We start from the raw sequence: 21,815 nt of genomic DNA on the forward strand, positions 1-21,815 counted from the left end.
GCGAACAGCAGGGTGAGGCGGGACTTTTCCGCAATCGATGGTCATTTGTTGCCAAACTCGTGCAACCTCTCCTGAGGTCGGCGGGTCAAGCGGGGTGAGTGTGCCGGGGGGCGCACTCGTACGGGCCCCAGGGGTCTCGTACGGACCCAAGGGGATGGGAAGAATCCGATGACTTACCCGATATCCGGGATATCCAGGCGTGCCCGCGTGCTCTCGGCGGGCCTCGCCGCCGGAGTGCTCGTACCGCTCGGCGCGGTCGCGACCGCCACGCCCGCTGCCGCCGCGGCGACACCGCAGGTCACCTGCACCTCGGCACAGACCGGCCTGGCCGCCAAGCTCACCAAGGACATCACCAAGGCGCTGAAGAACCGCAAGGGCACCGTCGCCGTCGGCCTCCGCGACCGCACCACGGGCACCACCTGCACCCTGCGCCCGACCACCTCGTTCGACTCGGCCAGCGTCGTCAAGGCGACCGTCCTCGCCACGCTCCTGTGGGACGCCCAGAAGACCGGCCGCGCGCTGACGTCACGCGAGAAGAGCCTCGCGACCTCCATGATCACCAAGTCCGACAACAACGCCACCAGCACGCTCTGGCGCCAGCTCGGCGCGGCCAAGGTGAAGAGCTTCCTCAGCGCCGCCAAGATGACGAAGACGGTGCCGGGGTCCGGCGGCTACTGGGGCCTCACCCGGATCAACGCCACCGACGAGCAGAAGCTCCTCGCCCTGATCACCGGCGAGAACACCGTCCTGACCGACGCCTCCCGCGCCTACGTCCTCAAGCTGATGGGCAAGGTGATCCCCTCGCAGCGCTGGGGCACCCCCGCGGGCGCGCCCTCCGGCGTCTCGATCCACGTCAAGAACGGCTGGCTGCAGCGGTCGACCCACGGCTGGCGGGTGCACAGCATCGGTGCGTTCAAGGGCGGCGGCCACGACTACACCCTCTCCGTGCTCACCCACGGCAACAGCACCATGAACTACGGCGTCGCCACCATCCAGGGCGTGGCCAAGGCCGTCCACAAGGATCTGGCGCCCACGGCCCCCGCCGCTCGGCGCTACACCCCCACGGACACGCCGCAGGAAGCGCTCGTGTCGGTCCCCGCCGGCTGACCGGGACCGCTCTGCCGCGCGTGTTCGAGCCCGCCCACCTCTGAGTGGTCCTAGGTCCAACGACCTGTCTTTGTTGCGGTGGGATGAAATCCTCATCCCACCGCGTTGGGCCTCTCGGCAGGTCAGGTCGAGGGCGACGGGATGAGGCAGCACGTGGTGGAGCAACGGGGCGAGGCCGAGCGGGAGAAATCCGGCTGGGCGAAACGGCTGACCGGGTACGCGTGGCGGCACCGGAAGGACGTCCTGCTCGCGCTCGGCTCGTCGCTCGGCGGCATGGCCGTCATGGCGCTCGTCCCGCTCATCACCAAGGTGATCATCGACGACGTCATCGGGGACAAGACGCGCTCCATGGGCCCCTGGGCGGGCGCCCTCATCGGCGCCGCCCTCCTCGTCTACGTCTTCACCTACATCCGCCGCTACTACGGCGGCCGCCTCGCCCTCGACGTCCAGCACGACCTGCGGACCGAGATGTTCGGGACGATCACCAGGCTCGACGGGCGGCGGCAGGACGAGCTGTCCACCGGACAGGTCGTCGGACGCGCCACCAGCGACCTCCAGCTCATCCAGGGTCTGCTCTTCATGCTGCCGATGACCATCGGCAACATCCTGCTCTTCGTCATGTCCCTCGTGATCATGGCGTGGCTCTCCGTGCCGCTCACCCTCGTCGCGCTCGCCGTCGCCCCCGCCCTCTGGTTCATCGCCAAGCGCAGCCGCAGCAAGCTGCACCCCTCCACCTGGTACGCGCAGGCCCAGGCCGCCGCCGTCGCCGGAGTCGTGGACGGCTCCGTCTCCGGCGTACGCGTCGTGAAGGGCTTCGGCCAGGAGGACCAGGAGACCGGGAAGCTCAGGGAGGTCGGCCGCAAGCTCTTCGCGGGCCGCCTTCGCACCATCCGCCTGAACTCCAAGTACACGCCCGCCCTGCAGGCCGTGCCCGCGCTCGGGCAGGTCGCGATGCTCGCGCTCGGCGGCTGGCTCGCGGTACGCGGGCAGATCACGCTCGGTACGTTCGTCGCCTTCTCCAGCTATCTCGCCCAGCTCGTCGGGCCCGTACGCATGCTCGCCATGGTGCTCACCGTCGGCCAGCAGGCCCGCGCGGGCGCCGAGCGTGTCCTTGAGCTCATCGACACCGAGCCGACGCTGAAGGACGGCACCAAGGAGCTGCCCGCCGACGCCCCGGCCACGGTCGAGTTCGACGACGTCTCCTTCGCCTACGAGGACAACCGCCCCGTCCTCGACGGGCTCTCCTTCGAGATCCGGCCCGGCGAGACCCTCGCCGTCGTCGGCACGTCGGGCAGTGGCAAGTCCACCGTCTCGCTGCTGCTTCCCCGCTTCTACGACGTGACGCACGGCGCCGTCCTCATCGGCGGGCACGACGTGCGCGAGCTGACGGCCGACTCGCTGCGGGCCGCGATCGGCCTGGTGCCCGAGGACTCCTTCCTCTTCTCCGACACCATCCGCGCCAACATCGCGTACGGACATCCGGACGCCACCCAGGAGGAGATCGAGACCGCGGCCCGCGCCGCCCAGGCCGACCGCTTCATCCGCGAGCTGCCCGACGGGTACGACACCACCGTCGGCGAGCACGGACTCACCCTCTCCGGCGGCCAGCGCCAGCGCGTGGCCCTCGCCCGCGCCATCCTCACCGACCCCCGCCTCCTCGTCCTGGACGACGCGACATCGGCGGTGGACGCGCGCGTCGAGCACGAGATCCACGAAGCCCTGCGCGACGTCATGGCCGGGCGCACGACCCTCCTCATCGCCCACCGCCGCTCCACCCTGAACCTCGCCGACCGCATCGCCGTCCTCGACGGCGGAAAGCTCGCCGCGATCGGCACGCACGAGGAGCTGACGGAGGACTCCCCGCTCTACCGGCGCCTGCTGACCGACCCCGACGAGCTCGGCGGCGTCTCGCCCGGCCACGCGGTCCCGGTCGAGTTCCCCGAGGACACCTCCGTACGCGACGAGCTGGACGCCGAGTTCGACGCCGAGCGCGGCATCACCCCGCAGCTCTGGGTCGGCGACCGGGAGCCCAAGGACACCGCGATGTCCGGGATGCCCGCTACGCCCGAACTCCTCGCGCAGGTCGACGCGCTGCCCCCGGCCACCGACACCCCCGGCATCGACGAGGCGCGTGCGGTCGCCACGGAGGAGTCGTACGGGCTTCGCCGTCTCCTCGCCGGATTCGGCAAGCCCCTGCTGCTCGCGCTGCTCCTTGTCACCATCGACGCGGGCATGGGCCTGCTCCTGCCCATCCTGATCCGGCACGGCATCGACGAGGGCGTTTCACAGCTCGCGCTCGGCGCCGTATGGGCGGCCTCCGGGCTCGCGCTCCTCGCCGTGCTCGTCCAGTGGACGGCGCAGGTCGGCGAGACGCGCATGACGGGACGGACGGGCGAGAGGGTGCTCTACTCCCTCCGCCTGAAGATCTTCGCCCAGCTCCAGCGGCTCGGACTCGACTACTACGAGCGTGAGTTGACCGGGCGCATCATGACCCGGATGACGACGGACGTGGACGCCTTGTCCACCTTCCTGCAGACGGGTCTGGTCACCGCCTTCGTCTCCGTCGTCACCTTCTTCGGCATCATGGTCGCGCTCGTCGTCATCGACGTGCAGCTGGCCCTTGTCGTCTTCGCGACGCTGCCGCCACTGATCATCGGTACGTTCTTCTTCCGCCGCTCCAGCGTCAAGGCGTACGAGCTTGCGCGTGAGCGCGTCTCGGTGGTCAACGCCGATCTGCAGGAGTCCGTCGCCGGGCTCCGCATCGTGCAGGCCTTCCGGCGCGAGCGCTCGGGCCGCGAGAAGTTCGCCAAGGGCAGCGCCGACTACCGCAGCGCCCGCATCCGCGGGCAGTGGCTGATCTCCATCTACTTCCCCTTCGTGCAGCTGCTCTCGGCGGTCGCCGCGGCGGCGGTCCTGATGGTCGGCGCGGGCCGCGTGGAGGCGGGGACGCTGACGACCGGCGCCCTGGTCGCCTACCTCCTCTACATCGACCTGTTCTTCGCGCCCGTCCAGCAGCTCTCCCAGGTCTTCGACGGCTACCAGCAGGCCACCGTCTCGCTCGGCCGCATCCAGGAACTGCTCCAGGAGCCGACATCGACCGAGGCCGCGGACGAGCCGCTCGACGTCCTGTCCCTGCGCGGCGAGATCGCCTTCGAGGACGTGGACTTCGCGTACGGCTCCGACGGTGAACCGGAGGAGGCGCTGAGCGACGTGGCGCTGCGCATCCCCGCCGGTCAGACCGTCGCCTTCGTCGGCGAGACAGGCGCGGGCAAGTCGACCCTCGTCAAGCTCGTCGCCCGGTTCTACGACCCGACCGGCGGCCGGGTCACCGTAGACGGCACCGATCTGCGCTCCCTCGACCTCACCTCGTACCGCCACCGTCTCGGTGTCGTACCGCAGGAGGCCTATCTCTTCGCGGGGACGGTGCGCGACGCGATCGCCTACGGGCGGCCCGACGCCACCGACGCCCACGTGGAGGCGGCGGCCCGCGCGGTCGGCGCGCACGACATGATCGCCACCCTGGACGGCGGCTACCTCCACGAGGTCTCCGAGCGTGGCCGCAACCTCTCCGCCGGACAGCGCCAGCTGATCGCCCTGGCCCGCGCGGAGCTCGTCGACCCGGACATCCTGCTCCTCGACGAGGCGACCGCGGCCCTCGACCTCGCCACGGAAGCGCAGGTCAACCAGGCCACCGACCGCATCGCGGGCAAGCGCACCACGCTGGTCGTCGCCCACCGCCTCACCACGGCGGCCCGCGCGGACCGCGTGGTCCTGATGGACCACGGCCGGGTCGCGGAGGACGGCACACACGAGGAGCTGCTCGCGCTCGACGGGCGGTACGCGACACTGTGGCGGACGTTCGTGGGGGAAGCCGAGCCGTCGACCGCGTAGCCCGCCGAACACATCGGGTCGGCCCACCGGACGGATCTGGTCGGCCCGTCGAACGAATCGGGGCGGGCACGCAACCGGAGGCGCCATGGTCCGCGTCCGTACATCAGTACGCTGAGGCGGAAGTGTCGGGAGGGAAACTGGTGAGCAGTGGTCGAATACGGCGGAGCCTCGCGCTCGGCGCGGCCGTCCTTGCGGCTGCCGTCCTGCTCGGCGCCGCGGGCGCCGGCGCGGCACAGGCCCAGGCGTCGGCGGGCCGCTGCGCCGGGCACAAGGTGCGCACCCTCACCTTCAGCACGGGCAAGGTCGTCGTCCACAAGAACCGCGGCTACGTCTGCGCCGTCACTCTCGCCAAGCGCCCCGGCGCCCGCAAGACGATGTCGGTCAGCGTCCAGGCCCGCGGCAACCGCCCGGCCAGGGACAAGGGCAGCTACACGCATCACGCGGGCCCGGTGACGGTGCACGCGGGGCATCGGTGTGTGTGGGTGAAGGGGAAGGTGGGCCGGGGGAGCACCAGCTCGGGCTGGATCCTGTGCTGAGGCCGTACTGGATCCTGTGCTGAGGCCGTACTGACGCCGTGCTGAGGTCGTACTGAGCACGCGTACCCCCTTTGCGCCCACTTTGTGTCGTACTGCGACGTACTGGGACCTGACCTGACGCAAGAGCCCCTAGTGGTGAGCGAGTTGCTCCGATAAGTTCCGGCGGACGCAATCGCGAAACCTAGGGGAGAGTGCATGCGCAAGGCGCTCAGATGGCTGCTGTCGCTCGTGGTGCTGATAGGCACCGCGGGCACACTGAGCACGGCAGGGGCGGCCACCGCCGCCGAGCCGCGGGCCATCGACACACAGGCCGCCGACACACGGGCCGCGGACATCAAGGACCGGCTCCTCGCGATACCGGGCATGAGCCTGATAGAGGAGAAGCCGTACGCCGGCTACCGCTACTTCGTCCTCGACTACACCCAGCCGGTCGACCACCGGCACCCCTCCAGGGGCACCTTCAAGCAGCGCCTGACGGTCCTGCACAAGGACACCGCCCGCCCGACGGCCTTCTTCACCGGCGGCTACGGAGTCTCGACGACCCCCAGCCGCAGCGAGCCGACGCGGATCATCGACGGCAACCAGATCTCCTTGGAGTATCGCTACTTCACGCCGTCACGTCCCGAGCCCGCCGACTGGTCCAAGCTCGACATCTGGCAGGCCGCGAGCGACCAGCACCGCATCTTCAAGGCGCTCAAGCCCATCTACGACAAGAAGTGGCTGACGACCGGCGCCTCGAAGGGCGGCATGACAGCCACGTACTACGAGCGTTTCTACCCGCGTGACATGGATGGCGTCGTCGCGTACGTGGCCCCCAACGACGTGGTGAACAAGGAGGACTCGCGCTACGACGAGTTCTTCAAGACGGTCGGCACCAAGGAGTGCCGCGCCAAGCTGGAGGCGGTGCAGCGCGAGGCGCTGGTGCGCCGCGAGCCGCTGGAGAAGAAGTACGCCGCGTTCGCCACTGAGGGCAACTACACCTTCAAGACGATCGGGAACCTGGACAAGGCGTACGAGGCCGTCGTCCTCGACCTGGTGTGGGGCTTCTGGCAGTACCAGCCGGAGTCCGCGTGCGCCGACGTCCCCGACGCCAAGTCCGCCTCCGACCAGGTGATCTTCGACTACGTCGACGCGGTCGGCGGCTGGACCTCCTACACGGACCAGGGCCTCACCCCGTACACGCCGTACTACTACCAGGCCGGTACGCAGCTGGGCTCGCCCGACATCTCCCAGCCCTGGCTCGGAAACCTGAGCCGCTACGGCTACCAGCCGCCGCGCAACTTCGTGCCGCGTGACATCCCGATGAAGTTCAAGTCCGGTGCCATGGCGGACGTGGACCGCTGGGTGCGGCACAACTCGCAGCGGATGCTGTACGTCTACGGCGAGAACGACCCGTGGGGTGCGGAGCCGTTCCGTCCCGCGAAGGGCGCGAAGCACGACTCGTACGTCTTCACCGCCCCGGGCGCCAACCACGGCGCGAACGTGGCCGGTCTCGCCCCCGCGGAGAAGGCCAAGGCCACGGAGCGGATCCAGGCGTGGGCCGGAGTCTCCACCACGCAGGCCCCGAAGCCGCTGGCTCCGTACGACGCGAAGCTCGACCGCAAGGACGCGGACCGGGAGCTGACCCTGCGCCGCTAGCGCGGATCGCACCGTCGGTCACCGGCTCCGCCGAGTTCGTCCTCGATCGCCGGACAGGCTGAGAATCCTTCAGCCGCCCGGCGATTGAGGACCGGTGTCCGGGCGGAGCCCCAGGCAGGTCCGGGGCGGGAGTCCAGGCAGGTCCGGGGCGCAGGCACGCCACGCGGCGGAGCCACTGATCGGTCCAGCCGGTAAGGGGCGGGGTCGGGGGCGGGGTCGGGGAGAAGACCCTCCTCACACCCGCACCGCACACCCCACCGGCATCGCACCCCCCAGCGACACATACAGCTGCGTAGCGGCAGGACACAGGGCCCGCTGCGAGACGGCCCCCGTCACCCGGTACTGCGGGGCCTTCGTCCCGGACCCGTCGCAGGCGGTCTCCCGGACCTCCCCCCGCCCCGCGCCGTACACGCAATCCCCCACCACGGTCCGAGGCCCGCCGCCGCCCCCGGGATCCCCGGGATGCGGCGACTCCAGGTTCCGCATGCAGGCGTACCCCCGCGGCACCTTCCCGTTCCCGTCCTCGTCCCTCGCGGCCCGGTTCTCATTGATGTGGAGCACGAAGTCCGTGCGGGCAGGGCATGACGGGCCCTCGGCGACCTTGCCGTCGTAGCGGGCGATGACCCGCGCCGCCGCCCGCTCACTCGTGCAGGGCACTTCGGTGAAGGACCCGCGCCCCCGCGAACTGCACTCGTCCACGGCGAGGAACACGGCTCCGTAGCCGGACGACGACATCGACGAGGACGGCTTCCGGCCATCCGGCCGCCCCGACGCCCCGGGCCCCGATCCCGCCCCCGGATCCGAGGACTTCTGGCAGCCGGTCACGGCGGCGAACACCGCGAGCACCGCCACCACCGCGATGTTCCTGCCAAGCATGGTGAGCAGCATGGCGACCCCCCGATTTGTGCAGCCAGCGTGACCCGCGGGAGCGGGCGCACGCCAGGTGCGTGGGGTGCTTTGGGCCAGCTGGAGGTGGCGCGCCGGTGGCGGGGCGTACGCCTCAGTACGTCAGGCCGTACCCGACCGGATACAGCACCTGCGCCGGATCGTCCGCCCGCTGCACCGGCACGGGCAGCCGTCCCCGCGGCTCCGCGCGCCCCGCGATCACCCGTACCGCGGCCCGCAGTTCGACGTCCGTCCAGCAGTACGCGGCGAGGGACGCGCCCACGGTCCGCGCCCACGCCACGTCGTACGGATTGCGGATCGCGAGGGCGACGACCGGGACGCCGGTCGCCACGAGGGCCTCCACCAGGGCGATCTGAGTGCTCCCCGCCGCCACGTTGTACGTGCCCACGAGCACCGCGTCCTTCCCCGTGGCAGCCGCCACCGCCTCGGCGATCTTCGATGCGGAGGGAGCCGTGCCGGTCGGCAGCACGGCCGGCGAGAAGCCGAGGTCCGTCAGCTCGCGCCCGATGACGGCCGTCGGCGGCCCCGTGGTCCCCGACGGCGACGCCGGATCCGCGCCCACGACGAGTACGGCACGCTGCGTACGCCGTGACAGCGGCAGCAGCCCGCCCTCGTTGAGCAGCAGCGTGGTCGTCTCGCCGGCGATCCGGTCGGCCGCGGTGAGATGCGCGCGCGTACCGACCGCCCGGTCGACGCCGCGCGAGGTGACGTACGGGTCGGAGAACAGGTCCAGTCTCGATTTGAGGCGCAGGATCCGCAGCAGCGACACGTCGAGCCGCGCCTGCGTCAACTCGCCGTCCCGTACCGCCTGGAGCACCGCGTTCCAGGCGATCTCCGGCTTCGGCGGGTTCAGGAGCTGGTCGACGCCCGCCTTCAGGGCGAGCACCGGCACGCGGTCGTCGCCGTACTTCGTGCGGACGCCCTGCATGCCGAGCGAGTCCGTCACCACGACCCCGTCGTAGCCGAGTTCCTCGCGCAGGATGCCGGTGAGGATGGGATGCGAGAGCGTGGCCGGGTCCTCCGCGGGATCGAGCGCCGGGACCACGATGTGCGCGGTCATGATCGAGTCGATGCCCGCGGCCACCGCCGCCCGGAACGGCGGGGCGTCCAGGGTCTCCCACTGCTCACGGGTGTGGTGGATGTACGGCAGCAGGGAGTGGCTGTCGTCCTTGGTGTCGCCGTGCCCGGGGAAGTGCTTGGATGTCGACGCGATGTCCGTGCCCTGGTACCCCTTGACCTGGGCGGCGACCAGACCGGCGACCGCTTCGGGGTCCGAGCCGAAGGAGCGTACGCCGATGACGGGGTTGGCCGGATTGACGTTCACGTCGGCTACCGGGGCGTAGTTCTGGCGGATGCCGAGCGCGCGGAGTTCGGCCCCGGCGATCCGGGCCGCCTCACACGCGGTGGAGTGCGAGCCCCCGGCGCCCAGGGCCATCGCGCCGGGCACGAGCGTGGCGGGGATGCCCACGCGGGCCACGGCGCCGTGCTCCTGGTCGGTGGAGATGAGCAGCGGGACGCGGGAGGTGGGGGAGTGCTCCGGGTCCTGTGGGGTGAGGGCCGCGCGCTGGATGCCGTTCGAGAGGTCGGCGATCTGGTGCGGGGCACGGGTGTTGTGGGCCCAGCCGAAGTAGATGATGCCGCCGAGGTGGTACTTGTCGACCGCTTCGGCTGCGGTGCGGACGCCCAGCTCCTTGAGGTTGGCGTCGATGTCCGCCTGGTCGGGCTCGGTGGCGGAGTGGCCGTACACATGCATCACGAAGAGCTGGCCGACCTTCTCCTCAAGGCTCATGCGGGAGATGATCTCCCGCAGCCTCCGGTCACGGCCGCGGTCTCCACTGCCCGCCGCATGGGCTCCGGCGGGCGCGGCGAGGGCCGTCGCCGCGCCCGCCGTGGCGGTGAGCAGAGTACGTCTGGAGGCGTTTCGGTGGGACATGTGCGCTCCTTCGGAGACGGAAGCCGGAAGGGAACTCCGGACCGGAGCCGGAACGGAGCCGGGCTGGGGAAACCGGCTGAAGGAAACTTCCGAGTGCCACGGATATCCCGAAGATTTCTGCCGGTCAAGGCAGTCGGCGGCCACTGCGGAGGAGAGGGGCCGTCACCGGTGCTGTTGGAGGGGGCGCACCGGTGACGGCATGCTGTCGGCCACGGGCGGCAGAGAGGGTGGTCAGCTTTCGCAGCCAGCAGCGATGCCGACACCGCCTCGCGGAGACTCACCCGACAGCACGGCGTTTGGACGGTGGTGTCCGCGCGTGGGTTCCCGGCAGAGGGTGATTTCCGCAAAGTGGTGCGAAGGAGAATCCTGAGATTCAGGAGGCGGCCATTTCCGCGATTTCCGTGGTCCCGGGTCCCGCGATCGTGGTCTCGGGTCTCGCGATCGTGGTCCCGGGTCCCGCGATCGTGGTCCCGGATCCCGCGATCGTGGCCTGGGGGCCCGAGCCGTCGCCGTTCCAGGAGGTCCGCAGTGTCCGTACCGTCTCGGCGATCGCGGGGCGCCGCGACGCCCCGGCCCGCCACAGTGCGTACAGCCGCCGCACCGGCAGCGGATCGAGCCGTACGGTGACCGCGCCGTCCGGGACCGGGCCGCGGCCCAGGCGGGGGATCAGGGCGATGCCGAGTCCCGCGGCGGCAAGGGCGACCAGAGTGGGGTTCTCCTCCGCCGTGTGCGCGATGTCAGGCTCGCAGCCCGCCTCGCGCAACGTGCGTACCAGCCACTCGTGGCAGACGAGCCCCGGCGGCTGGGTGATCCACCGCTCGCCCTTCAGCTCCTCGCGGCGCACGGAGTCGCGGCCCGCCAGCCGGTGGCCGACGGGCACGACGAGGTCGCAGAGGTCGTCCCCGATGACCGCCTGTTCGACGCCGGGCGGTGTCGGCAGCGGCGCGATGTCCCAGTCGTGTACGACGGCCATGTCCACCGCGCCCTTGGCGACCAGGTCGATGGAGAGGTGCGGGTCGATCTCCGACATCCGGGCGTCGAGCGCGGGATGCCGCCGGGCGAGGTCAGCGAGGACGCCGGGCAGCAGGCCGCGCGCCGCCGAGGCGAACGCGGCGATGGTCAGACGCCCCGCCGGCAGCCCGCGACGCTCTTCGAGCTCGGTCTCCGCGCGCTCCACGATCGCCATCAACTCCTGCGCGGTGGCGGCGAGATGGCGTGCTTCCTCGGTGAGCGCGACACCCCTGCCCCGCCGTTCGAGGAGGGTGGTGCGGGTCTCGCGCTCCAGTTTGGCGATCTGCTGGGAGATCGCGGACGGGGTGTAGCCGAGCGCGGTGGCGGCGGCGCCGACGGTGCCGTGCACGGAGACGGCGTGCAGGGCGCGCAGCCGGGCGAGATCGAGCACCGGAAGCTCTCCCATTCGTTAGCGTCGGTTCGGAAACCGGGCGGTCCGGTGTCGGGCGGGGCGGTTCGGAAACCGGGCGGTCCGGTGTCAGGCGGGGCGGTTCGGGAACAGGGCGGCCCGGGTGTCAGGCGGGGCGGTTCAGGAGCCGCGACAGGAAGTCCCGCCCCGGACCCAGGAGCTCGGGCAGCGGCGCCGCGCCCTCATGCCACCGCTTCTCGTACTCCCAGCACAGCCAGCCGTCCCGCTGCTCCCCGCTGAGCAGCGCGTCCACACACTCGGCGAGCGGCAGCACCCCCTCGCCGAGTGCCAGTGGCGTCTTGTCGTCGGCCGACGCGATGTCCTTCACCTGTACGTAGCCGAGGTACGGGGAGAGCGCGGCGTGGCTGTCGGTGGGCGACTCGCCGCCGAGCCAGGTGTGCATCACGTCCCACAGCGCGCCCACGTGACGGTGGCCGACCGCGCCGAGCACGCGGGTCGCGGCGGCGCCCGTGCGGTGCGAGTCGTGGGTCTCCAGGAGGACGCGTACGCCGAAGTCGGCGGCGTACTCGGCCGCGGTACCGAGCCGCCGGGCAGCCGTCGCGTCGGCCTCCTCGGGGCTCTGTTCGGTGCCGCCGCCGGGGAAGACGCGGATGAAGGGGGCGCCGAGGTCACGGGCCAGGGTGAGCAGGGAACGTATGTCGTCGAGTACGGGTTCGTCGGCGCCGGGCGCCGCCACGCGCGCGTACCCGGAGATGCCGAGGATCTCGATGCCCGCGGTCTTGAACTGGGCCGCCACATCGGCCCGGTCGGTGAGGCCGATCCCCGGGTGGACCGGCTCCTCGGGATGCGCGCGCAGCTCGACGCCGTGATAGCCGTGGGTGGTGGCCAGGTTCAGCACATCGGCGATGGGGAGCCCGGGCACGCCGAGGGTGGAGAAGGCGAGTTTCATGACGCCGACCCTAGGGGGTTTCCCCCAGATGGAGTCGCCAGTCCTGCCCCATCAGGTCGACACCGAACGAGCGGTGCGGCTTCTCGTCGACGAGAACGAAGCCGTGCCGTTGGCGGAGGGCGCGGGCGGAGCCGAGGATGTCACTGGTCCGCAGGGCCATCTCGCGATAGCCGACACGCGGGCGAACTCGACACACGAGCCGCCAAGTTGAGCCCCGATGCCATGCCCCCGCGCGTCCGGCGCGACGAGCAGCAGCCGCAGCCGGGCGGTCCCCGGAGCGTCGTCGCGCACGCACATCACACACCCCACGCGCCGCCCTTCGAGCTCGGCGGTCCACACCCGCTCCAGGTGGGGACCGTGATCCTCCGGGGCTCAGCGGCGCGGCGGCGCCGTGGACCCCCGCACCATCAGCTCCGCCGCGATCGTCGCCACGCCCCCGGGCGGCGCCTCCTCCATGCCCGTGGCGAGGCGGCCCGCGCGGGCGCCCGCCTCGTGCAGCGGCAGTCGTACGGTCGTCAGGGCGGGGACGGCGTCCACCGAGAAGGGCAGGTCGTCGAAGCCCGCCACCGAGATGTCCTCGGGGATGCGCAGGCCGCGGTCGCGCAGGGCGGCGGACGCGCCCAGGGCGACCGTGTCGTTGGCGGCCACGACGGCGGTCAGGTCCGGGTCGCGGCGCAGGAGTTCGAGGGTCGCCTCGTAGCCGGAGCGGCGGGTGTAGGGGCCGTGGACGGTCAGCTCGTCCCGGGCGCCGTTCCCGGTCCGCCCCGCGCCGGACGCCGCGAGCGCGTCCCGGTGGCCCTCAAGGCGGTGCCGGGTGGTCGTCCGTTCCAGCGGGCCCGCCACGTACCCGATCCTGCGGTGCCCCAGCGCCAGCAGATGCTCCGTGAGCCGCCGCCCGCCGCTGCGGTTGTCGAAGGTGAGCGTGGCCGCCACCGCGTCCGAGTCCTCAAGGGGCGGCCGTCCGCAGAGCACGATCCGGGTGCCCGCGTCCGCGAGGCGGGCCAGCTTCGCGGACATCGCGGCGGCGTGGGCGGGGTCCTCCAGGGCGCCGCCGGTCAGGATGACAGCGGCGGCGCGCTGGCGCTGCAGCAGGGTCAGATAGGTCAGCTCGCGCTCCGGGGAGCCCCCCGTGTTGCAGACCACGGCCATCCGCTCGCCGCCCGCGCGCCCGCCGGGACCGCCGATCTCGGACTGGACGGCGCCCGCCATGATCCCGAAGAAGGGGTCGGCGATGTCGTTCACGAGGATGCCGACCAGGTCGGAGGTGGATGCGGCGAGTGAGCTCGCGGGCCCGTTGAGGACGTAGTCGAGATCGTCCACGGCGCGCAGGACGCGCTCCCGGGTGGCCGTGGCCACGGGGTAGTTGCCGTTCAGTACGCGGGAGACGGTAGCGGGGGAGACCTGGGCGCGGGCCGCCACGTCCGCCAGTGTCACGGTCATCTCGTCGTCCTCCGGTCACGGCTCTGGTCCGAAGCCCTTGTCCGAACCTTGTGCGGCAGGCTAGCTTCTTCCTGGATAGAAAGCGCTTGCTATACGCTTACCTGCGTACGGAGGGACCCCTGTGACTCGCAAGACGGTGCGCATCGCCATGAACGGTGTGACGGGACGGATGGGCTACCGCCAGCACCTCATCCGCTCACTGCTCGCCCTGCGCGAGCAGGGCGGACTCCCCCTCGGCGACGCCGAGGGCACGGTGCTGTGGCCCGAGCCGGTCCTGGTGGGCCGCAGAGAGCACGCACTGCGGGAGATCGCGCGGCGCCACGGACTTGACGCCGAATCGAGCGTCTCGACGGACCTGGACGCGGTCCTGGCCGACCCCACCATCGACATCTACTTCGACGCGCAGGTCACGTCCGCGCGCGAGGAGGCCATCAAGCGGGCCATCGCGGCGGGCAAGCACATCTACACGGAGAAGCCGTCCGCGACAGGCCTCGCCGGAGCCCTGGAACTGGCCCGCCTCGCCCAGGCGGCCGGCATCAAGCACGGCGTCGTCCAGGACAAGCTCTTTCTGCCGGGACTGCTCAAGCTGAAGCGCCTGATCGACGGCGGCTTCTTCGGCAAGATCCTGTCCATCCGGGGCGAGTTCGGCTACTGGGTCTTCGAGGGCGACTGGCAGAGCGCCCAGCGCCCCTCCTGGAACTACCGCTCTCAGGACGGCGGCGGCATCGTGGTCGACATGTTCCCGCACTGGGAGTACGTCCTGCACGAGCTGTTCGGCCGCGTACGCAGCGTCCAGGCGCTGGCCGCGACCCACGTCCCGCAGCGCTGGGACGAGCAGGGCAAGCCCTACGACGCGACGGCGGACGACGCCGCCTACGGCATCTTCGAAATTGAGGGCGGCGCGATCGCGCAGATCAACTCCTCCTGGACGGTCCGCGTGAACCGCGACGAGCTGGTCGAGTTCCAGGTGGACGGCACGGAGGGCTCGGCAGTGGCGGGCCTGCGCAACTGCCGCGTACAGCACCGCAGTTCCACCCCCAAGCCGGTCTGGAACCCGGACCTGCCCGTCACCCACTCCTTCCGGGACCAGTGGCAGGAGATCCCCGACAACCAGGAGTTCGACAACGGCTTCAAGGCGCAGTGGGAACTCTTCCTGAAGCACGTGTACGCGGACGCGCCCTACCACTGGGACCTGCACGCGGGCGCGCGCGGCGTGCAGCTCGCGGAACTGGGCCTGAAGTCCTCGGCGGAGGGCCGCCGCATCGAGGTGCCGGAGATCGCACAGTGACGCTTCTGCTCCCGCGCGCGGACGGCACCACGCGCCCGTACGAGCCCCGGAAGGCCCCTTCGCGGGCGGCGTCCGGGGTCGGCTCCCCCCTCACCTCCCGCACGGTGTTCTCCGCCGCCCACGTGGTCGCGGACCCCTGTGCCGACGTCTCCCCGGACTCCCCGGCGGCCGTCGACTGGGACGCGACCCTCGCCTTCCGCCGCCACCTGTGGGCGCAGGGCCTGGGTGTGGCCGAGGCGATGGACACGGCTCAGCGGGGGATGGGCCTGGACTGGAAGGGCGCGGCGGAACTGATCACGCGTTCCGCGGCGGAGGCGAAGTCGGTGGGCGGCGCGATCGCCTGCGGCGTGGGCACGGACCAGCTGACCGCCGCCCCCGACCTGCTGACGGTCCGAGCCGCGTACGAGGAGCAGCTGGCCCTGGTGGAGGAGAGCGGCGCCCAGGTGATCCTGATGGCGTCCCGCGCGCTCGCCGCGGTGGCGAAGTCACCGGACGACTACCTTCAGACGTACGGCCACCTCCTGCGCCAGGCGAGCGGGCCGGTGATCCTGCACTGGCTCGGCCCGATGTTCGACCCGGCGCTCACCGGCTACTGGGGCAGCGAAGACCTGGACGCGGCGACCGACACCTTCCTGGAGGTCATCGCCGCGCACCCGGACAAGGTCGACGGCATCAAGATCTCCCTCCTCGATCCGAAGCGGGAGATCGCCCTGCGCCGCCGCCTCCCGGACGGCGTCCGCTGCTACACGGGAGACGACTTCAACTACCCCGAGCTGATCGAGGGCGACGAGCAGGGCTTCAGCCACGCCCTCCTCGGCATCTTCGACCCGCTGGCTCCGCTGGCGGCCCAGGCGGTACGCCGTCTCGACACCGGCGACAAGGAGGCGTTCCGCGCCTGCCTCGACCCCACGGTCGGCCTGTCCCGCCACCTCTTCCAGACTCCCACCCGCTTCTACAAGACGGGCGTGGTGTTCCTGGCGTGGCTGGCGGGCCACCAGAGCCACTTCACGATGGTGGGCGGCCTCCAGTCGGCACGCTCGCTGCCGCACCTGGCGCGCGCGTACGAGCTGGCGGACGAGCTGGACCTGTTCCCGGACCCGCTCCTCGCCGAGTCCCGCATGAAATCCCTGCTCAACGTGTACGGAGTCCAGCAATGAGCGAGGCCTTGGCGCGCTTCTCCATCAACCAGATGACGGTCAAGCAGCTCTCGCTGCCCGAACTGGTCTCCTCGTGCACGGACTTGGGGGTGGCCGGGGTGGGCCTCTGGCGCGAACCGGTCAAGGCCTACGGCCTTGAGCGGACCGCCAAGCTGATGGGCGACGCGGGTCTGACGGTCACCACGCTCTGCCGGGGAGGCTTCCTCACGGCCATCGACGCCGAGGCGCGCGCGGTCGCGGTCGCGGACAACAAGGCGGCGATCGACGAGGCGGTGGCCCTCGGCACGGACACGCTGGTCCTCGTCTCCGGCGGCTTGCCCGCCGGGGACAAGGACCTGCACGGGGCGCGTGCGCGGATCGCCGACGCGCTGGCGGAACTCGCCCCGTACGCGGAGTCCCGGGGCATCCGTCTGGCCATCGAACCCCTGCACCCCATGTTCGCCTCGGACCGCTGCGTGGTCTCCACGCTGGCCCAGGCCCTCGACCTGGCGGAGCTCTTCCCCGCCGCGCAGGTCGGGGTCTGCGTGGACACGTACCACGTGTGGTGGGACGACCGGGCGCCCGCGCAGATCGCCCGCGCGGGACAGGGGGGACGCCTGCACGCGTTCCAACTTGCGGACTGGATCACGCCGTTGCCCGAGGGCGTACTGAACGGGCGCGGCCAGCTTGGGGAGGGCTCGGTCGACCTGCGATCGTGGCGCGCCCTTGTCGAGGAGGCGGGCTACGAAGGCCCCATCGAGGTCGAACTCTTCAACGAGGAGCTGTGGTCAGGAGACGGCCACGAGCTCCTGTCGGAAACGGCCAGGGGGTACGTGCGGCACGCCTGCTAGTCGGTGGGGGAGGGGGCTACCTCTTCTTGCCGCCACCCAGGATCTGGCCCAGCAGGTCACCGAGCCCGCCCCCGCCCCCGCCCCCGCCTCCAGAGCCCCCGCGTCCAGCTCCCCCGGCGCCCGGCTTCGACGACGTACGCGCGCGCTTCGTCAGCACCGTGAGCAGCACCGGAATCAGCAGTTCGATCACACGGGTCACAGAAGCCGCGGGCAGGCCCGTCTTCTTCGCCACCGCGTTCGCCACCGGTCTGCTCATCTTCGCGAGGACCCCGGACAGCATCCCGCCCGCAGCGAGCCCCCCGAAGCCCCCGAACCCGGCGATCCCCTGCGGAGGCGACGCCTCGGCGAGGGCCTGTTCGACCTCCTCCGCCTCCGCGGGATCCTCCGCCTTCTCCTGAAGGTTCCCCGAAAGGGCGGTCACCGTGGTGCCCACCACGTCCTGCGCCCCCGCGGCGTCCGTACCGAGCAGTCCCGCGATCTCCTGAAGCCTGTCGTCGCCGAGTTCGTCGAGGACGTCCTTCTCCAGCGAGGTCTCGGGCGAGGTCTCGGGCGAGGTCTCGGGCGAGGTTCCAGGAGCGTTTTCGGAAGATTCTTCACTCATGCGTGAAACGCTACTTCCGCCCCGGTTCGTCGGCACCCCGAAAACTCGTGGCCTTGCCCGTGCAACCCTTCCCGCCCGACGCGGGTCGTACTTTGCGTCGGGGCTTCCGGAGGGGGATCTGGGGGGGATCGCGGAGTGCCGACAGGGGAGGGGAGACCCGAAGGGGCCCGGTCGAAAGACCGGGCCCCTTCGAAGCGTTGTCCACAGGTGGAGCGTTGTCCACAGGCTTTCCGCGCTGTCAGTGGGGAGCGATAGCGTCGGCTCATGTCGAGTCCAGCAGCGGCAGCGTCCGCACCGTCCGCAGCGGTGGTCGAAGGGGTCCTGGAGCGGATCACCTACGCCAACGAGGAGAACGGATACACGGTCGCCCGCGTGGACACCGGCCGCGGCGCCGGTGACCTGCTCACCGTCGTGGGCGCACTCCTTGGCGCACAAGTGGGGGAGTCCCTGCGCATGGAGGGCCGCTGGGGCTCCCACGCGCAGTACGGCAAGCAGTTCACGGTGGAGAACTACACGACCATCCTCCCCGCCACCATCCAAGGCATCCGCCGCTATCTGGGCTCGGGCCTCATCAAGGGCATCGGCCCCGTCATGGCCGACCGCATCACCACCCACTTCGGCGTGGACACCCTCGACATCATCGAGAAGGAACCGAAGCGTCTCGTCGAAGTCCCCGGCCTCGGCCCCAAACGCACCAAGATGATCGCCGCGGCCTGGGAGGAGCAGAAGGCCATCAAGGAGGTGATGGTCTTCCTGCAGGGTGTGGGCGTCTCCACCTCCATCGCCGTCCGCATCTACAAGAAGTACGCGGACGCCTCCATCTCCATAGTGAAGAACGAGCCCTACCGCCTCGCAGCCGACGTCTGGGGCATCGGCTTCCTCACCGCGGACCGCATCGCCCAGTCCGTGGGCATCCCGCACGACAGCCCGGAACGGGTCAAGGCAGGCCTGCAGTACGCACTCTCCCAGTCCACCGACCAGGGCAACTGCTATCTGCCCCAGGAGCGCCTCATCGCGGACGCGGTGAAGCTGCTCCAGGTGGACACGGGCCTGGTCATCGACTGCCTGGCGGAGCTGGCAGGGGAAGAGGAAGGGGTCGTACGAGAGACGGTCCCGGGCCCCAACACCGGCCCCGGCGGTCTCCACAGCGGCCAAGCCGGCGAAGAGGACGTCACCGCCGTCTACCTGGTCCCCTTCCACCGCGCGGAGATCTCCCTCTCGGCCCAGCTCCTGCGCCTCCTCAGAACCCCCGAGGACCGCATGCCCGCCTTCCAGGACGTCGACTGGGACAAGGCCCTCTCCTGGCTCGCCACCCGTACGGGCGCCGACCTCGCCCCCGAACAGCAGGAAGCCGTCAGGCTCGCGCTGACGCAGAAGGCCGCCGTCCTCACCGGAGGCCCCGGCTGCGGCAAGTCCTTCACCGTCCGGTCCATCGTGGAGCTGGCCCGCGCCAAGAAGGCCAAGGTCGTCCTCGCCGCCCCCACGGGCCGAGCCGCCAAGCGCCTCGCCGAGCTCACCGGAGCCGAGGCCTCCACCGTCCACCGTCTCCTGGAGCTCAAGCCGGGAGGAGACGCCGCCTACGACAAGGACCGGCCGCTCGACGCCGACCTCGTGGTGGTCGACGAGGCATCCATGCTCGACCTGCTCCTGGCCAACAAGCTGGTGAAGGCGGTCGCCCCCGGCGCCCACCTCCTGTTCGTCGGAGACGTGGACCAACTGCCGAGCGTCGGCGCCGGCGAGGTCCTGCGCGACATGCTCAGCGAGCGGAGCCCCGTCCCCGCGGTCCGGCTCACCCACATCTTCCGCCAGGCCAAGCAGTCCGGCGTCGTCACGAACGCCCACCGGATCAACTCCGGAGTGCCGCCCATCACGCAGGGGCTCAAGGATTTCTTCCTCTTCGTGGAGGACGAGACCGAGGACGCCGGACGGGTCACGGTGGACGTGGCCGCGCACCGCATCCCGGCGAAGTTCGGCCTCGACCCGCGCCGCGACATCCAGGTGCTCGCGCCCATGCACCGCGGCCCCGCGGGCGCGGGGAACCTGAACGGACTGCTCCAGCAGGCCATCACCCCCAGCAGACCGGACGTACCGGAGAAGCGCTTCGGTGGCCGCGTGTTCCGCGTCGGCGACAAGGTCACCCAGATCCGCAACAACTACGAGAAGGGGCAGAACGGCGTCTTCAATGGCACCGTCGGAGTAGTCACCTCGCTCGACTCCGACGAGCAGCGGCTCACGGTCCTGACGGACGAGGACGAGGAGATTCCGTACGACTTCGACGAACTGGACGAACTGGCTCATGCGTACGCGGTCACCATCCACCGCTCCCAGGGCAGCGAGTATCCGGCCGTGGTGATCCCCGTGACCACGGGGGCGTGGATGATGCTGCAACGGAACCTGCTCTACACGGCGGTCACGCGCGCCAAGAAGCTGGTCGTCCTGGTCGGTTCGCGCAAGGCTCTGGGACAAGCGGTGCGCACGGTATCCGCGGGCAGACGCTGTACGGCCCTGGACTTCCGGCTCGCCGGAGGCCGCGGTTCCACGCCAAGCTCGGCCCCAGGGTTCACTCCAGGATTCACCCCCAGATCCACCTCCCGAAATTTTGATCGATCAAACGAGTAGGAAAGGTCACAGAGCACTTCCGCAACCGGGGCGAAGAGGGGCAGGATGAGTAGGTTGGCGGCACTGAGTGCCGCCAATAGGCCCAATGGTCGACCCCGAGTGCACTCTCCAGGGCCAAATGGGGGATGGTAGAGACAGTCAGGGCACCTCGAAGAAGAGGCACAACGTCGGTGAGGGATGACGTGAGCGACAACTCTGTAGTACTGCGGTACGGCGATGGCGACGAGTACACCTACCCGGTGATCGACTCAACCGTCGGCGACAAGGGCTTCGACATCGGGAAGCTCCGCGCCCAAACCGGTCTGGTGACTCTGGACAGCGGATATGGCAACACCGCCGCCTATAAATCCGCCATCACCTACCTCGACGGCGAGCAGGGAATCCTCCGGTACCGCGGCTATCCGATCGAGCAGCTGGCCGAGCGCTCCACCTTCACCGAGGTGGCGTACCTGCTGATCAACGGTGAACTGCCCAAGGTCGACGAGCTCGCCAGCTTCAAGAACGACATTACGCAGCACACTCTGCTGCACGAGGACGTCAAGCGGTTCTACGACGGCTTCCCGCGCGACGCCCACCCGATGGCGATGCTGTCGTCCGTGGTCAGTGCGCTGTCGACGTTCTACCAGGACAGCCACAACCCGTTCGACGAGGAGCAGCGCGACCTCTCGACGATCCGCCTGCTCGCCAAGCTTCCGACGATCGCGGCCTACGCGTACAAGAAGTCGCAGGGCCACCCGGTCGTCTACCCGCGCAACGACCTCGGCTATGTCGAGAACTTCCTGCGCATGACCTTCTCGGTGCCGGCCGCCGAGTACGACCTCGACCCGGTCGTCGTCTCCGCGCTCGACAAGCTCCTGATCCTGCACGCGGACCACGAGCAGAACTGTTCGACCTCCACCGTGCGTCTGGTGGGCTCGTCGCAGGCGAACATGTTCGCCTCGATCTCCGCCGGTATCTCGGCCCTCTGGGGCCCGCTGCACGGTGGCGCCAACCAGTCCGTCCTGGAGATGCTCGAGGGCATCAAGCAGGACGGCGGCGACGTCGACACCTTCATCCGCAAGGTGAAGAACAAGGAAGACGGCGTGAAGCTCATGGGCTTCGGGCACCGCGTCTACAAGAACTTCGACCCCCGGGCGAAGATCATCAAGGCGGCGGCGCACGACGTCCTCTCGGCGCTCGGCAAGTCCGACGAGCTGCTCGACATCGCGCTGAAGCTGGAAGAGCACGCGCTGGCCGACGACTACTTCGTCGAGCGCAAGCTTTACCCGAACGTGGACTTCTACACGGGCCTCATCTACCGCGCGATGGGCTTCCCGACCGAGATGTTCACCGTGCTGTTCGCGCTCGGCCGTCTTCCGGGCTGGATCGCGCAGTGGCACGAGATGATCAAGGAGCCCGGATCCCGCATCGGGCGTCCGCGTCAGATCTACACGGGTGAGGTTCTCCGGGACTTCGTCCCGGTCGAGGGTCGCTGACCCGCACGCCGTAGGCGCGATCAGGAACTCAGCAAGCGAAAAGCGCCCCGCCGCCGATCCCCCC

At 70.4% G+C, this 21,815-nt stretch carries 15 protein-coding genes and 1 pseudogene; 9 read left to right on the forward strand and 7 right to left on the reverse strand.

Annotated elements, in window-relative coordinates:
• The first annotated feature begins 168 nt into the window (after positions 1 to 168).
• From ACFVXC_RS20290 to ACFVXC_RS20305, 4 genes are all read left to right on the forward strand, one after another.
• Entirely contained in the window at positions 169 to 1,107 is a 939-nt protein-coding gene (locus ACFVXC_RS20290; RefSeq protein ID WP_389906956.1) for a serine hydrolase, read from the forward strand.
• A 153-nt stretch (positions 1,108 to 1,260) separates the two neighbouring features.
• The gene (locus tag ACFVXC_RS20295; RefSeq protein WP_389906958.1) at positions 1,261 to 4,998 is read left to right on the forward strand and encodes an ABC transporter ATP-binding protein; all 3,738 of its coding nucleotides are present in this window, start codon (positions 1,261 to 1,263) and stop codon (positions 4,996 to 4,998) included.
• 140 nt (positions 4,999 to 5,138) lie between these two features.
• A complete protein-coding gene (locus tag ACFVXC_RS20300) occupies positions 5,139 to 5,534 on the forward strand; it encodes a hypothetical protein (RefSeq protein ID WP_389906960.1) in 396 nt (131 codons plus the stop codon).
• A gap of 195 nt (positions 5,535 to 5,729) precedes the next feature.
• Entirely contained in the window at positions 5,730 to 7,172 is a 1,443-nt protein-coding gene (locus tag ACFVXC_RS20305; protein WP_389906962.1) for a S28 family serine protease, read from the forward strand.
• 234 nt (positions 7,173 to 7,406) lie between these two features.
• Here ACFVXC_RS20305 and ACFVXC_RS20310 read toward each other — a convergent pair whose 3' ends face one another.
• The 6 genes and pseudogenes from ACFVXC_RS20310 to ACFVXC_RS20335 all read right to left on the reverse strand — a co-directional run bounded on the left by ACFVXC_RS20310 (position 7,407) and on the right by ACFVXC_RS20335 (position 13,781).
• The gene (locus tag ACFVXC_RS20310) at positions 7,407 to 8,048 is read right to left on the reverse strand and encodes a hypothetical protein (RefSeq protein ID WP_389906964.1); all 642 of its coding nucleotides are present in this window, start codon (positions 8,046 to 8,048) and stop codon (positions 7,407 to 7,409) included.
• Between the two features lie 124 nt (positions 8,049 to 8,172).
• A complete protein-coding gene (locus tag ACFVXC_RS20315) occupies positions 8,173 to 10,011 on the reverse strand; it encodes a glycoside hydrolase family 3 protein (RefSeq protein WP_389906966.1) in 1,839 nt (612 codons plus the stop codon).
• A 373-nt stretch (positions 10,012 to 10,384) separates the two neighbouring features.
• Positions 10,385 to 11,413 carry a LysR family transcriptional regulator gene (locus ACFVXC_RS20320; protein ID WP_389906968.1) on the reverse strand — a complete coding sequence of 343 codons (1,029 nt, stop codon included), beginning with the start codon at positions 11,411 to 11,413 and terminating at the stop codon, positions 10,385 to 10,387.
• A gap of 124 nt (positions 11,414 to 11,537) precedes the next feature.
• The gene (locus ACFVXC_RS20325) at positions 11,538 to 12,341 is read right to left on the reverse strand and encodes a sugar phosphate isomerase/epimerase family protein (RefSeq protein WP_389906970.1); all 804 of its coding nucleotides are present in this window, start codon (positions 12,339 to 12,341) and stop codon (positions 11,538 to 11,540) included.
• A gap of 10 nt (positions 12,342 to 12,351) precedes the next feature.
• Positions 12,352 to 12,707 (reverse strand): annotated as a pseudogene (locus ACFVXC_RS20330) (GNAT family N-acetyltransferase); the annotation flags it as partial.
• A 6-nt stretch (positions 12,708 to 12,713) separates the two neighbouring features.
• Entirely contained in the window at positions 12,714 to 13,781 is a 1,068-nt protein-coding gene (locus ACFVXC_RS20335; protein WP_389906972.1) for a LacI family DNA-binding transcriptional regulator, read from the reverse strand.
• A gap of 121 nt (positions 13,782 to 13,902) precedes the next feature.
• Here ACFVXC_RS20335 and ACFVXC_RS20340 point away from each other — a divergent pair, with 121 nt between their 5' ends.
• The 3 genes from ACFVXC_RS20340 to ACFVXC_RS20350 are packed head-to-tail and all read left to right on the forward strand — an operon-like array spanning position 13,903 to position 17,056.
• Positions 13,903 to 15,069 carry a Gfo/Idh/MocA family protein gene (locus ACFVXC_RS20340; protein WP_389906974.1) on the forward strand — a complete coding sequence of 389 codons (1,167 nt, stop codon included), beginning with the start codon at positions 13,903 to 13,905 and terminating at the stop codon, positions 15,067 to 15,069.
• Entirely contained in the window at positions 15,066 to 16,226 is a 1,161-nt protein-coding gene (locus ACFVXC_RS20345) for a dihydrodipicolinate synthase family protein (protein WP_389906976.1), read from the forward strand. The genes ACFVXC_RS20340 and ACFVXC_RS20345 overlap by 4 nt, the downstream gene beginning before the upstream one ends.
• The gene (locus ACFVXC_RS20350; protein ID WP_389906978.1) at positions 16,223 to 17,056 is read left to right on the forward strand and encodes a sugar phosphate isomerase/epimerase family protein; all 834 of its coding nucleotides are present in this window, start codon (positions 16,223 to 16,225) and stop codon (positions 17,054 to 17,056) included. Before ACFVXC_RS20345 ends, ACFVXC_RS20350 begins: the two co-directional genes overlap by 4 nt.
• 16 nt (positions 17,057 to 17,072) lie before the next feature.
• Here the strand turns inward: ACFVXC_RS20350 and ACFVXC_RS20355 are convergent, their stop codons facing one another.
• Positions 17,073 to 17,657 carry a DUF937 domain-containing protein gene (locus tag ACFVXC_RS20355; protein WP_389906980.1) on the reverse strand — a complete coding sequence of 195 codons (585 nt, stop codon included), beginning with the start codon at positions 17,655 to 17,657 and terminating at the stop codon, positions 17,073 to 17,075.
• A gap of 264 nt (positions 17,658 to 17,921) precedes the next feature.
• On the opposite strand from ACFVXC_RS20355, the gene ACFVXC_RS20360 reads away from it, so the two are divergent.
• Together ACFVXC_RS20360 and ACFVXC_RS20365 are read left to right on the forward strand one after the other, a co-directional pair.
• A complete protein-coding gene (locus ACFVXC_RS20360) occupies positions 17,922 to 20,276 on the forward strand; it encodes an ATP-dependent RecD-like DNA helicase (protein ID WP_389906982.1) in 2,355 nt (784 codons plus the stop codon).
• A 182-nt stretch (positions 20,277 to 20,458) separates the two neighbouring features.
• A complete protein-coding gene (locus ACFVXC_RS20365; protein WP_389906984.1) occupies positions 20,459 to 21,751 on the forward strand; it encodes a citrate synthase in 1,293 nt (430 codons plus the stop codon).
• Positions 21,752 to 21,815 lie beyond the last annotated feature (64 nt).

Source organism: Streptomyces sp. NPDC058257, from assembly GCF_042881845.1.
In the GTDB taxonomy this organism is placed as follows: Bacteria; Actinomycetota; Actinomycetes; order Streptomycetales; family Streptomycetaceae; genus Streptomyces.

Bases quoted from the DNA above. Each gene is read 5' to 3' on its own strand.
- ACFVXC_RS20290 (WP_389906956.1), top strand. From the start codon at position 169: ATGACTTACCCGATATCCGGGATATCCAGGCGTGCCCGCGTGCTCTCG.
- ACFVXC_RS20305 (WP_389906962.1), top strand. From the start codon at position 5,730: ATGCGCAAGGCGCTCAGATGGCTGCTGTCGCTCGTGGTGCTGATAGGC.
- ACFVXC_RS20310 (WP_389906964.1), bottom strand. From the start codon at position 8,048: ATGCTTGGCAGGAACATCGCGGTGGTGGCGGTGCTCGCGGTGTTCGCC.
- ACFVXC_RS20315 (WP_389906966.1), bottom strand. From the start codon at position 10,011: ATGTCCCACCGAAACGCCTCCAGACGTACTCTGCTCACCGCCACGGCG.
- ACFVXC_RS20325 (WP_389906970.1), bottom strand. From the start codon at position 12,341: ATGAAACTCGCCTTCTCCACCCTCGGCGTGCCCGGGCTCCCCATCGCC.
- ACFVXC_RS20335 (WP_389906972.1), bottom strand. From the start codon at position 13,781: ATGACCGTGACACTGGCGGACGTGGCGGCCCGCGCCCAGGTCTCCCCC.
- ACFVXC_RS20350 (WP_389906978.1), top strand. From the start codon at position 16,223: ATGAGCGAGGCCTTGGCGCGCTTCTCCATCAACCAGATGACGGTCAAG.
- ACFVXC_RS20355 (WP_389906980.1), bottom strand. From the start codon at position 17,657: ATGAGTGAAGAATCTTCCGAAAACGCTCCTGGAACCTCGCCCGAGACC.
- ACFVXC_RS20360 (WP_389906982.1), top strand. From the start codon at position 17,922: ATGTCGAGTCCAGCAGCGGCAGCGTCCGCACCGTCCGCAGCGGTGGTC.